This is a genomic window from Janthinobacterium sp. PSRC1-1 (assembly GCF_049897525.1).
Classification (GTDB): Bacteria; Pseudomonadota; Gammaproteobacteria; order Burkholderiales; family Burkholderiaceae_D; genus Janthinobacterium; species Janthinobacterium tructae.
Genome location: NZ_JAFCWK010000007.1, coordinates 251,122 through 264,317, shown reverse-complemented (window position 1 = coordinate 264,317; position 13,196 = coordinate 251,122). Strand labels below are relative to the sequence as shown.

The 13,196-nt window shown below is 56.6% G+C and carries 9 protein-coding genes; all 9 read right to left on the bottom strand.

Annotation, left to right across the window (positions count from 1 at the left end; all coding sequences use genetic code 11):
* Nucleotides 1-160: 160 nt before the first annotated feature.
* The gene (locus tag ACP7DW_RS17540; protein ID WP_426085222.1) at nucleotides 161-3,100 is read right to left on the bottom strand and encodes a tetratricopeptide repeat protein; all 2,940 of its coding nucleotides are present in this window, start codon (nucleotides 3,098-3,100) and stop codon (nucleotides 161-163) included.
* A gap of 263 nt (nucleotides 3,101-3,363) precedes the next feature.
* Nucleotides 3,364-4,461, bottom strand: coding sequence for a class I SAM-dependent methyltransferase (locus ACP7DW_RS17535; RefSeq protein ID WP_426055953.1), 1,098 nt, complete (start codon nucleotides 4,459-4,461; stop codon nucleotides 3,364-3,366).
* Between the two features lie 58 nt (nucleotides 4,462-4,519).
* Nucleotides 4,520-5,641: a DegT/DnrJ/EryC1/StrS family aminotransferase gene (locus ACP7DW_RS17530; protein ID WP_426055952.1), complete on the bottom strand. Its 1,122-nt coding sequence runs from the start codon at nucleotides 5,639-5,641 to the stop codon at nucleotides 4,520-4,522.
* Between the two features lie 121 nt (nucleotides 5,642-5,762).
* The gene (locus ACP7DW_RS17525) at nucleotides 5,763-6,395 is read right to left on the bottom strand and encodes an acetyltransferase (protein WP_426055951.1); all 633 of its coding nucleotides are present in this window, start codon (nucleotides 6,393-6,395) and stop codon (nucleotides 5,763-5,765) included.
* A gap of 7 nt (nucleotides 6,396-6,402) precedes the next feature.
* The gene (locus ACP7DW_RS17520) at nucleotides 6,403-7,164 is read right to left on the bottom strand and encodes an SDR family NAD(P)-dependent oxidoreductase (RefSeq protein WP_426055950.1); all 762 of its coding nucleotides are present in this window, start codon (nucleotides 7,162-7,164) and stop codon (nucleotides 6,403-6,405) included.
* A gap of 68 nt (nucleotides 7,165-7,232) precedes the next feature.
* Nucleotides 7,233-7,457, bottom strand: coding sequence for an acyl carrier protein (locus tag ACP7DW_RS17515; protein WP_426055949.1), 225 nt, complete (start codon nucleotides 7,455-7,457; stop codon nucleotides 7,233-7,235).
* A gap of 33 nt (nucleotides 7,458-7,490) precedes the next feature.
* Nucleotides 7,491-8,513 carry a 3-oxoacyl-ACP synthase III family protein gene (locus tag ACP7DW_RS17510; RefSeq protein ID WP_426055948.1) on the bottom strand — a complete coding sequence of 341 codons (1,023 nt, stop codon included), beginning with the start codon at nucleotides 8,511-8,513 and terminating at the stop codon, nucleotides 7,491-7,493.
* 4 nt (nucleotides 8,514-8,517) lie between these two features.
* Nucleotides 8,518-11,079, bottom strand: a complete 2,562-nt coding sequence (locus tag ACP7DW_RS17505) for a tetratricopeptide repeat protein (RefSeq protein ID WP_426055947.1) — start codon at nucleotides 11,077-11,079, stop codon at nucleotides 8,518-8,520.
* Nucleotides 11,080-11,341: 262 nt separating this feature from the next.
* Nucleotides 11,342-13,018: an electron transfer flavoprotein-ubiquinone oxidoreductase gene (locus ACP7DW_RS17500; protein WP_426055946.1), complete on the bottom strand. Its 1,677-nt coding sequence runs from the start codon at nucleotides 13,016-13,018 to the stop codon at nucleotides 11,342-11,344.
* Nucleotides 13,019-13,196: the final 178 nt, after the last annotated feature.

Here is a 13,196-nt window from a genome sequence, read left to right as displayed (position 1 = left end):
GCTCTCCCAAGTACAAGACGACCGTTCCTTCAATAAAATTAAATTCTTTTGAGAAATTTTTTAAGTTTTCTTTAGCTGCTTGAATCAGCGCTATCGAATGCCGCCTTCAAGGCCGCTTGTTGCCCCGCGCTGCAGGGCAGCATGCGCGGGGTCAAACTACTCAGACGGAGGTGCTTGCCTGCGTTTCGGTGAGCAGGTCGGCCTGCCGGTTGCTGGCCGCCGCTTCGTCGATTCTTCCTAGCGCCCGCAACACCTGTGCCAGGTCGCGATGCAATTGCACATCGTCGGGAATGATGGCCAGTGCGGCATCGTAGCTGGCGGCGGCTTCCTGCAAGTTGCCCAGTTCGGCCAGTACGTTGCCGAGATTGGCATGCGCGAGTGCGTTCATCGGATCGATCAACGCCGCACGCCGAAGGCTGTCAGCGGCTCCGACGGCATCACCCATGGCGTGTTGGGCGCTGCCCATGTTGCTGTAAGCCTGCGCAAAGGTAGGGTCAAGGTCAATCGCGCGCAAATAGCAAGCGATGGCGCGGGCATGTTCTTGCTTGCCTTGCCAGGCGTTGCCCAGATTTTCATGCGCCTGGGCATCATCGGGCGCCACTTGCACGGCGTATTGCAAGGCCGGTATCGAATCCTTGCCCTGTGCTTGCAACGCGGTACCCAATACGCTCCAGGCAAAGACGGATCTGGGATAGCGCACGACCATCCTTTGCGCGGCATTTTCCATTTCATTGTGGTAGCCTGCTTCGTACAGTCCGATAATTTGGTTCGCTTCCGCCTCGGTGGGGGCAGGAATATCTCCAGCCGCTTCGGAGCGGGCCTGCAACAACTGGGCTTGCAATGGACCGGTAGGCATTCCTTGGTCTATGGCGTTTGAAATAACCTCTATGGCGTCATGCGCCTGCCCCGCCTGCAATAGGCATTGCGTGTAAGAAAGAATAAACTGGACTTCCCCTGGGGAGGACTGCGTTGCCGCGCGTAAATAGGGTAATGCGCGGTCATAATAGCCAATTTGCGCGGCAAGCAAGCCCATATTGTGATTGGCGACGGCATGCTGCGGCTGGCCGTGCAGGATGGCCAGATACAGCGTTTCAGCTTCGACCAGGTGGCCGGCCTGATGATGTTCGATAGCCAGGACGATAGCAACATCGACGTTTACTGCGTGCAATGCCTTGTTGCTAGACGCACGTAGGCTCAGCGAGCTTTGCGTCGCATCCGCGGTGAACGCGACCGGCGCCAGCCCCGCGCACCAGCGTCGCCAGATGGCGCGCAGCGCGCTGTCGAGTCCGGCGGCGATCAGCGCGGGCTGTCCCATCGCCGACTCGGCAAAGCGTGCGCGCAGTTTGCCGCGTAAACTGATTACTTGACTGACATTCGCAGCAATCGCAACGCCTTTGCGTATAAAGTCGGCTTCGTCTTGGGCGATGTATTCAGGCAGGCCCATATGTCCGGCAATCGCCGCGCCTATCCTGCCGAGCAGAGTCGGGCCTGTCATTGTCAGGGTCGGTACCCCCATCCATAGGGCGTTGTATGTTGTCGTACCACCCGGATATGGCGCCGTATCCAAGCAGACGTCCACCAATCTGTGCAAGTCCATGTACTCGCGTGCTCCGGTGCGCTTGTGAAAGCTCAGCCGTTCTTGCACGATGCCTTCGCTGGCAAAACAGTCACGTATCATCGCGATTGCCTTTTCATCCGGCATGGCTGCGATGACCATTCTTGCATCTGGGACAGCACGCAACAAGGCAGCCCAGCGTGCCAGCAACCCGCGGCTCAATTTATTGGCGCGGTTGAAACTACCAAAGGTGAGGTAACCATTCGCGCTGACTGGCGCCGGGGCAATCGGCGACACGTCTTGCGCGGGCAGGTAGGCGACCCCAGCGGGAAGGCTCAACAATTTCTCGGTGAATTGATCGTCCAGCAAGCCCGGTGGCGATAAAAATGGGTCGCTCACATAGTAATCAATGGCTTGCAAGCCGGTTGTCATGGCATATCCTATCCAAGATAGTTGCAGCGGTGCGGGCTTGCGCGCGAAGACGGGCAGGCGGTTGTGCCCGGAGTGGCCGGAGAGGTCAATCAGTATATCGATGCCGTCGGCGGTGATGCGCTGCGCAAGCTGGTCATTGGATAAGTATTGTATTTCTTGCCATTTCGGAATTAATTTTCGCAGATGGGTTGTGATATGATCGTCAACCCGATTATTGCAATAGATGTATAGTTCTAGTCCCGTCGCATCGGTCAAGTTTTCCAGCACTGGTGTGATAAAGTTGGCCATCGCATGGTTATACAAGTCGGCCGACACAAAGCCAACGCGCAGCACACGCTCAGCGTCGCGTTCGTTGCCATGCGCTAGTTGCTTGGTAAGCCAAGGCGTCTCAAATTGCTTCCCGAAACGTTGATGTTCCTTGAATAACTCGGTAGCGTTAATACCCGCGCCATGAGACAAGATGAACAGCAGACTGCTGTGCATATCGCTCCATTCCGGATTAATCTTAATTGCATGACGGCATACGGCAATCGCCTCATCGGTACGTCCCAACTCGCTCAGGATTGCGACGAGGTTGTGATGCGCTAGGTATAACAAGGGATCATGTTCGATGCCGTTGGCAAACCATTGCAAAGACTCATCAAGTCGCCCCATTTTTAACAAGCAAGTACCTAGATTGCAATGGGTTAAAGCAAAGTTAGGCATTATTTTCAGCGCCGTTCGATACTGCTCTAGGGCGGCTTCAAAGTGCCCTTGCTCCTGTAATACCGTAGCAATATTGTTGTAAACGACGTGGTCGTCAGGTATGAGTTGCAGCAGCTCGCGGTAGGCCGCAAGCGCCTCATCGCACCTGCCTGCCGCTTGCAATAACATCCCCATCTCATTATACGCCGAGGAGTTTTTTGGTTCGATGCGCAATACTGCCTGATAAGCGGCGATGGATTCTTCGTCGCGCTTGCAAAGGTGCATTATTATGGCTAATTGTGACCATGCAGCCACTGAGGATGGCGTCAGTTCGATGGCGCGCCGGTAGGCGGCCTCGGCTTCCTCATATTGCCCGGCATCCTGCAAGCGCTGGCCAAGTTCGCAGCAGGCTGTTGCATCGGTTGGCATGATGGCGCTTGGCGCGATAGCCACTTCCACCTTGGTGGAGGCAGGCAACGCTCGTACGCTATCTTTCTGCAATGAATCGGGGGCGGCTGACGATGCTGATTTTGGCTGAGTGGGCATGGAATACGATAGGTAAATAGTTTGCCAGCAGTAATTGTAACTGCTGACGTGCTAGGTGGAACAGCCTGCTGGTTAGAATGTGGTATCCGCCTGCGAGGTGCCTGCACTTGACAGCGTGGCGTTAGTTCGACGCCACGACAAAAGTATTAACGCAGCTGCAAAAACAGGGCCGTGCCCATCACGAACGCGGAACTGATACGCGATTGATTCGCCGCCAAGAATTCATCACCCACCCGCTGCGGACCATCGCCATACGGCCAGACGTAATCGTCGATGATGATCCAGCCGCCCTTGGCTACATGGCCGCTCCATGCCGCGACATCATCGCGTACCGCGTCGTAGCTGTGATTGCCGTCGACATGCAATATGGCTATCTTTCCACAATAGACAGTGGTGCCAAAGGAGGCAGTGGTCACCTCGTGTTGCGTGCTGTAGTGATGCACGGCTTGCGTGGACGGCAGTCGCAAATAGTTGAGGCTGCCGTTGCTGTAAGGCAGCAAGCTCATTTCAAAGACGCGCAATATTTCATCACTGTCGATTTCCTTGACATAAGTGTCGACAAGTCCGGCTTTATCATGCTGCACGAGGTACTCGTTTTTCCATGGATCGACGCAGAGGGTGTTGCCTATGTCATACAGGCGGGCAAGGCGGGACAAAACGAAAGCCGACTTGCCATAAGCGCTGCCAATTTCGACAATGTCGCCCTGCACACTGTGACGGGCGATTTCGCACAACGCTCCGATTTTTTCGTCGTCGCACATCCCGGGGATAATACTGGCGTGACGGAACAGTGTACTGAGTTCAAGTTCAGCAGCCGAAGGCTTCTGCGGCACGCCAGACGCCAGTGACAGGGAGCGTTCCAACAGATCCTGGCTACGCCGCGTTGCGGCGTGGTAGCCGCTGACTTCTTCCTGCGTCGGCGAGCCGTTGACCAGCGGCGTGCTTGGCGCAATCACTTTTAGCACACGGTTCAGATAGGACCAGGCGACCAGGTTCGGCGTGTAGATGCCTGCAATGTCATGTTCCGCAATCAATGCGACCAAGGCATCGTTGAAGGCGGGATCGGTAATGTACGGCAAGGCTGCCCAGGCTGGGTACCTGACTTTTGCCACATCGTAGGCAACTGACGACGAACCGAGGACCGGCTGGCCATTGCGCAGGCACTGTTCCAGGTATTCGATGGAACGGGGCATTCCGGCCGGGAAAATAAGAATGGGTTTGCCTGTACTGGCTACTTGGGTCATGGTAATTTTTGCCAAAGAAGAAGAGGTGATGATCGAGGATGAACTGTCCGCACTGAGGCTAGACGTCTTTGATGATGTTCAGAATATTCTCGATCTGGATATCTGACAAGTCGGGGTAGATTGGCAGGCAAATAACCTGGGAGGCCATACGGGACGCCTCCGGCAGGTTGCTGCTGGCAGCTGACGGCATTCCACGATACATGGGGAACTCACTGATGAGTGGATAGAAATAGCGCCGAGCATAGATGTCAGCGTCACGCAGTTTCTGGAACAGTGCGTCGCGGCTGATGCGATAGCTCGGTTGAACCAGGATCGGGAAATAGGAATGATTGGTCACTGCTCCTGCTGGTGCGGAGGGACAAACGATGCCGGCAACGGCACGCAAGCCGGCGCGATAATGCGCATCGATTGTTGCGCGTTTCTGCAAGGCGATATCGATATTTTTCAATTGCAGCAGTCCGAATGCCGCACTGATTTCGTTCATTTTTCCATTGATTCCCGGGGCGACGACCGTCACCTCGTCGACAATTCCAAAGTTTTTCAGATGGTCGATATGCCGCTTGGTCTTGGCATCGGGGGAAACAATGGCTCCGCCTTCGAACGTGTTGAACACTTTGGTTGCATGGAAACTCAGGATGGAGAGGTCTCCCTGGTTAAGCACGCTTCCGCCACTGCACTGGACACCGAACGCATGCGCGGCGTCATAGATGACTTTGAGACCGTAGTCGCTGGCGATCTTCTCGATGCGCTCCACATCGCATGGATGCCCGTAACAGTGAACCGGCATGATGGCGGTCGTCTGCGGCGTGATGGCCGCCTCGATTTTTGCCGGGTCGATATTAAATCCGCCAGGTTGAATATCGACAAACACCGGCTTTATGCCATTCCATAGCATCGAATGCGCGGTAGCGACAAAAGAGTACGGCGTGGTGATGATTTCTCCGGTGATGCGCAATGACTGCAAAGCTGTCATCAGTGCAAGGGTACCGTTGGCAAACAGAGAAATATGCTTTACACCGAGGTAATCTGCCAACGCCAGTTCCAGTTGCTGGTGGAATGGACCACCGTTCGTCAGTATCTTGTTACTCCAGATTTGTTCCAGATATGGCAGGAAATCTTCCAGTGGCGGCAACGACGGCTGGGTAACATAAATAGGTTTTTTGTCGGTATTATTGTTCATGGATAAGTCGTGTCTGGCGGTACATGGACGTCATGGCGTAATCGTTTCTTTGGGGTAATTGTAGCTGTTTGCCCTTGCAATATTCATGCATTGATGCACTTTGTGTTAAATGAGGCGCTGTTCAGAGTTTTTTTGCAGGCATCGTATAAACAGTGCTACCCGCGTCAACCTTGCGCATGACGATAGCGCCGGCACCCACCTTGGCGCCATCGCCAATACGGACATTAGGCAATACCGACGCATTGGAGCCAAGGAAAACGCCCTCTCCGATAATCACGCCACCAGTGATATCAACATGGCAACTTATCGTCGTGCCTTGGGCAATCACCGCATCGTGACCAATGCTGGAATAGGTATTAATCGTGACAAAGTCCCCAATTCGGGTATCGGCCGAGACGAGTGCAAACGGGCAGACAATGACGCCGGCACCGATGTTGGCCGTACGCGCTAGCAAGGCGGTGGGGTGTACCAAAGTAAAAAATGCGCCACCTTTTTCGCGTAAAGTGGACGCCAGTCGCAGTTTTGCCGCAGGATCGCCGATGGCAATGATGAAGGCGTCATGATTGCCGACTTCATAGTCGCTGATGGAGCCAAGCAGGGGATAGCGGTAGTTTTCGTTCAAATACGGCGCCTTGGCGCGCGTGTCATCGAGAAAGCCCGCAATGCGCATGGTGGTGGAATCGAGCATGTCTTCCAGCCAGCAGCACACTTCGCGTCCGAAAGCTCCTGCGCCGACGATAATAATATTTTGCATGATGTCGTTAGCGCGCCAGATAGCCGCCATCGACTGCCCAGGTGGCGCCCGTGACCCAGCGGCCTGCATTGGAAAACAGGAAAGCTGCTACTTGAGCAATGTCTTGCACATCGCCGAAGCCCAGCGGATGGCGATCCGCATAGGCTTGCAGCGCATTTTCTGCCAGGCCATTTACCATGCGTGCATGCATTTCCGTGTGTACGGCGCCGGCCGCAATGCTATTGACGCGCATGCCGCGCGGCGCCAGTTCCACCGCCAGAGAGCGCACCATTCCATCGATGGCCGCTTTTGCCGCCGCATATACGGCCATGCCTGCCTGTCCGCTTTGTGCCGACACCGAAGACATGAACAGCAATGCCGCTTTATCCTGCATCACGCCGCGCAGTGCCGCGCCGCGGGCCAGTGCCAGCGCACTATGGATGCTCGACGAAAAAACTTGTTCGACGTGTTGTGCTTTGGTGAGCTTGATGCTACGCACCAGCTCCACGCCAGCGGCATGAAACATGCCCGACAGCGGCTGTTCGCGGGCAGTAATGTCCTTCAAAAACTCAACTATGCCGTCGCCGCCATCGAAGTTGAATTCACGCGCCAAATGATGATCGCCCTGCAGTTCAGACAGAGTCAGCGCCAGGCGCTGCTGATCCCTGCCGGTAATGATGACCTGCGCCCCACATCTGGCGAGCATGATGGCAGTAGTGCGGCCGATACCGGATGAAGCGCCAGTCACGAGAATGCGCTGACCAGCGAGCATGTCAGGATTGAAGATCATGAAGCGCCGTTATAAAAAATATGCACTGATGCGGCAGCAGGCATGCACAATTGCGAATGCGGCCATCATCAGTCCTTGTTTTGAGGTTTGATCAATGCCAGGATATCCGCGACAGTGTCACATTGGTTCAATGCCTGGCCAGATACCATCTGGCCGAACAGGTCATCAATCAGTGCAATGACGGAGATGGTGGCTAGAGAGTCCCAGCCATGGTCGCCCAGCTTGAGCGCAGGCGTCACATCGACGGCGTCGATTTCCAGGATGTCGGCCAGACCATCGAAAAATTCTTGCATGATTGTTCCTCTATGAAAAAGTTAGTATAGGGCTCACGGCAATATTGCCAGCGTGCCAGCCCAAGAATAGCCCACACCAAAGCCTAGTAGCAAGGCGGTATCGCCGGGTTGGATGCGCCCGCTTGCACGCGCTCTGGCAATGGCGATGGGAATGGTCGATGACACGGTATTGCCGACGGTATCGAGTTCAATGATGAATTTTTCCGCCGGAATTTTAATCTTTTTGCGCAATGCTTGCAGCATGAAGAGATTTGCCTGATGAAAGATCACATGGTCGATGTCATCGAGCGTCTTGCCAGCGGCATCGAGCAGTTCGCGCATCACGCGCGGTACCGAAGAGAGGGTGAACTGCATGATTTCGGCGCCATCCATGAAGAGCTCGTCCTGGCTGCGAATATTGCCCGACGAATCTTCCGTTTCCACGGCGCTTGCGGGGCTGTGCGACAGGCGCATGCCGCCTGCAGGCACGATCAGATTGGAGGCACCAGCACCGTCGGTGCCAAGCACGAAGGGGCCGAGCGCGCTTGGGCCATCCTTGGCGGCAATTAACGTGGCTGAAGCGCCATCGCCAAACAGTGTGCGCACGCTGCGGTCATGGGGATTGATCAGTTTTGAATAGGTGTCAGCAGTTAACAGCAATACATTCTTGCGTATGCCTGCTTCTATCAAGCCCTTTGCCAGCGCCAAGCCATAGATGTATCCGGAACAACCGAGATTGATATCGAGTGCGCCACACGAGGTTGGCAAGCCCAGCCGATTCTGCAACAGGCAGGCAGTGGTCGGCAGCAAATAATCAGGCGTCTGCGTGCACAGGATCAGGAAGTCGATTGCATGGCGCTCGATATCGTTCGAGGTAAACAGCGAGATTGCTGCATGAAATGCAAGATCCCCGGCCGTTTCATCCGCTGCCGCAATATGGCGCCGAACGATACCGGTCTTGTCGGTAATTTTTTGCGCAGGCCATTCAGGGAAAATTTGTGCAAGGGCGTCATTATCCAGCGTCGCCGTAGGCAAATGATAGGCAATGGCAGCGATTCGGGCGGTTTGCATTCCCATGCCCTCAGTCCTCATCGGGTTTTGCGAGTGTCATTTTCTCATCGCTGGAAAATGAGATGGCGGGCAATTTTGCGCACCAGCGCTGCCACATCTTGCGCAAGACGCTTTCCAGCCCTTCTGCAATAAGCGTAATTTGCCCATTGCCCGAGTTTTGCATGCGGTCCCGCATTCCAGGGCGCAGATCTGCAAAAAGACTGAAGTCATTGGCAAATGCCTGTCCTGTTTTCAAAAAATCTTCTTCCTGGTAAGTAATAAAGTCATTGAGCCCCGCTTGGGACAGTATGGCCGATGTCACATGACCGGGCAAGGTTGGACCTACCAATGTCAGTGTCGGTACGCCCATCCACATGGCGTGAAGACCTGTCGTGCCACTGGTATAGGGATAGGTATCGAGACACAGATCGACTTGCGCATGCAGCGCAAGATAATCTGGCATATTGGTGTAACCGTGGAAGGTGAGTCTGTTGGCGTCGATTCCTTCCCGAGTGAACCAGGAACGTATCATGTCACTGGTTTGCTTGTTCGGCATTGCCGCTAGCACCATTCTCGCATCAGGCACCATGCGCATCAATTTGGACCAACGGGCGATGGTTCCCCGGCTCAGTTTGCCAGCCCGATTGAAACTGCCAAAAGTGATGTAGCCATTTTCGATCGCCGGTGCCGGGCTGATCGCAGGTGCTTCGGGAGATGGCAGGAAAGGCGCGGTAGCAGGCAAGCGCACCAGTTTCTCGGTGAACTGGTCGTCAAGTTCGCCGGGCGGTGAAAAATAGCGATCCGTCAGAAAATAATCCATCGCCTGCAACCCCGTGGTGCCCGGATAGCCGATCCAGGTCACCTGTAGCGGTGCCGGCTTGCGCGCAAAAGTGGGCAGGCGGTTGAAGCCGGTATGGCCCGACAGGTCGATCAGGATGTCGATGGTGTCGCTGGTGATCAGTTGCGCCAGTTCCGCATGGCTCAGTTTTTCAACCTGGCGCCAGACCGCGAACAGGCCGTGCAGGTGCCGGCTGACATGGTCATCGTGAAAGCTGTTGGCGTAGGCCACGATTTCCACTTGCCGGGATTGACTCAAGCATTCGAGGATGGGCGTGATGAAATTTGCCACCGCGTGGTTGTACAGGTCGGCTGAAACAAAACCGATACGCAGCGTGCGCTCGGGATCACGTACATTGGTATGCTGCGGCCAGGAGGCGCGCAACGGCGCCTCGAAATGCTCGGCATACTTCAGGTGTTCGGCAAACAGGGTGGCCGCGTCGATGTCCTGGCTATGCGTCAGGTAGAACAGCAGGTTGCTGTGCAATTCATCCCAGTCCGGGTTGATCTTCAGTGCCTTGCGGCAATGCACGATGGCTTGGTCGATACGGCCCAGGCGGTTCAATGCAGCACTGATATTGACATACGCCCGGCGGTGATGCGGATCGAGTTTGACCACGGTTTCAAAACTGTTGACGGCTTCGCTCAGGCGGCCCATCTCCATCAGGCAAGTGCCCAGGTTGACATGCGCGGCGGTCGATTTTGGCCCCAGCTTCACGGCGCGCCGGCAGCTTTCCAGCGCGGCTTCGCGCTGTCCCATGTCGTTCAGGGCGGCGGCGATATTGCTGTGGGTGACAGGATTGTCCGGTGCCAGCAGGGCCACTTGCCGGAAGGACGCCAGCGCCGCCTCCAGTTGGCCGTCTTCCTGCAGGGCCATGCCGAGGTTGTTGAGGGCGTCGATATTATTGGGTTCCAACAGTAGCACCGCCTGGTAGATGGCGATGGCCGGCTCCTTGCGCCGGGTTTCACGCAACAGGTCGGCGTAATGCAGCATGGGTGCGGCGAGCGAGGCGTCGAGTGCGATCGATTGCCGGTACGCGCTTTCGGCCTCGGCCGTTGCGCCGAGCGCATGCAAGCTGCGCCCCAGGCCATGGTAGTGAGCCGCGTTTGCCGTCGGCAGCGCCGTGGCGCTGCGATAGCTGGCCGCCGCCTGCGCATTGCGATCGAGCCGGAACAGCACATTGCCCATGCCGCCATGCGCCATGGCGTTTTCAGGATCCATTTCCAGCGCTGCCGCATAGCTTTGCATTGCCGCATCCGGCCGGTTCAGGGCGACGTGCACGTCGCCCAGCTTGCGATGAATGTCGGCTGCGCCCGGTTCCAGTGTCAGCGCCTGGCGATAGCTCGATTGCGCCGACTGAAATTGTTGCTGCGCCACCAAGACATCGCCCTTGCCACGATGCGCCATGGCCAGCGCGGGATCGATGTCCAGCGCGCCGCCATAGCATTCCGCGGCTTCCTTCAGGTGCCCTTGCGCTTGCAATGCATCACCGAGGCGGCTCAGCGCTTCGGCAAAGGCTGGCGCCAGTTCCAGGGCGCGCATGAAATACGGCATGGCCAGGTCGGGATGGCCGCCATCCATATGGGCATTGCCCAGGTGCAGATGGGCTTCGGCGTCGTCGGGTGCCAGTTCCACCGTCTTCTGCAGGGCTGGCAAGGCGTCCTTGCCCTGCAGCCGCAAGGCCATGCCCAGCACGCTCCAGGCCAGCGCCGACATGGGGCAGGCGTCCACCATGGCGCGTGTCGCCTCCTCCATTTTGACCTGCTCACCGCTTTCATACAGGCGAACGATGTGATCGATTTCCTGTTGACTCGGCTGTTGAACGTCGCTCGGCGGCGATGTTGCGGGATCGGTAGCGTGCATGAGAGGAGGGGAGAGTGTATGCCACCTTCGATTGTAACGGTTGGCAGTGCTTTATAGAAACATCTTTTTCAGAAAGTTCAGTTTGAAAAAAATGGCATGTCCGTCTTGCGACGTCCATGCCATTCTATATCTCAGCTTGCCAAGAATCAGCAGTTTACATATTCGGATAATTCGGTCCGCCGCCGCCTTCCGGCGTCACCCACACGATGTTCTGCGTCGGGTCCTTGATGTCGCAGGTCTTGCAGTGCACGCAGTTTTGCGCATTGATCTGCAGGCGCTCGGCGCCGTCGTCATTCTTCACGAACTCGTACACGCCGGCGGGACAGTAGCGCGCTTCCGGCCCCGCATACATGGCCAGGTTGACGTCGACGGGCACGCTGGCGTTCTTCAACGTCAGGTGGATCGGCTGGTCTTCCGCGTGGTTGGTGTTCGAGATGAAGACGGACGACATCTTGTCGAAGGTCAGCTTGCCATCGGGTTTCGGATACACGATCTTTTTCGACTGGGCCGCCGGTTTCAGGCATTCGTGGTCGCCATGCGTGTGGTGCAGGGTCCACGGCGCCTTGCCGCGGAAGAGGAGCTGGTCGACGGCCGTCATCACGCTGCCCAGGTACAGGCCTTTCGACAGCCAAGGCTTGACGTTGCGCGCCACGTGCAGCTCTTCATGCAGCCAGGATTGTTCAAACGCGACAGGGTAGCTGGACAGTTCGTCGTGCTGGCGCTGTTCGCCCAGCGCGCCGAAGGCCGCGTCCGCCGCCAGCATGCCGCTCTTGATGGCGGCGTGGCTGCCCTTGATGCGGCTCATGTTCAAAAAGCCCGCATCGCAGCCGATCAGCGCGCCGCCGGCAAACACCAGTTTCGGCAACGATTGCAGGCCGCCGGCCGTGATCGCGCGCGCGCCGTACGAGATGCGCTTGCCGCCTTCGAAGAACTTGCGGATTTCCGGATGCGTTTTATAGCGCTGGAATTCCTCGTATGGCGACAGGTACGGGTTTTCGTAGTTCAGGCCCACCACATAACCGACCATGACCTGGTTGTTTTCCAGGTGGTACAGGAAGGAGCCGCCGTAGGTCTTCGCGTCCAGCGGCCAGCCGGTGGAGTGGATCACCAGGCCCGGCTTGTGCTGCGCCGGGTCGATTTCCCACAGTTCCTTGATGCCGATGCCGTACGATTGCGGGTCCTTGCCGGCGTTCAGGTCATATTTGGCCATCAGCTGCTTGCCCAGGTGGCCGCGCGCGCCTTCGGCGAACAGGGTGTACTTGGCGTGCAATTCCATGCCCAGCTGGAAGTCGGGACCCGGTTCGCCATCGCGCTTGACGCCCATATTGCCGGTCGCCACGCCTTTCACGGAACCGTCGTCGTTGTAGAGGATTTCCGCGGCAGGGAAGCCGGGGAAGATTTCCACACCCAGATTTTCCGCCTGCTGGCCCATCCAGCGCACCACATTGCCGAGCGAGACGATGTAGTTGCCGTGGTTTTCAAAGCAGGCCGGCACGGCGAAGTTCGGCGTTTTATACGCTTTGGTTTCCGTCAGGAACAGGATGCGGTCTTCCGTCACTGCCGTGTTCAGGGGCGCGCCCAGTTCTTTCCAGTTCGGTATCAGTTCGCTCAACGCTTTCGGGTCCATGATGGCGCCGGACAGGATATGCGCGCCCAGTTCGCCGCCTTTTTCCAGCACGCAGACGGACACTTCCTGGCTCTTTTCAGCGGCCAGCTGCTTCAGGCGGATGGCCGCCGCCAAGCCTGCGGGGCCACCGCCGACGATCACCACGTCATACTCCATGGTCTCGCGCGGTCCGTACTGTTCAACTAAGTTATTAGGCTGTGTCATGGTCTCGATTGTTAGTCACTAAATGGGTGGGTGAGGAATCTTCGGATAAATTTAAGCACGAGTGTGCTTGTTTTTGGCGAGGATTGCAACTTTGGCGCCATTTTGCGTGACATTGCCCCTCGCCGCAATCTAAATCCGGCCATTTTGTGTAATGATGGCGTTTACCTTTGCTCAAGTG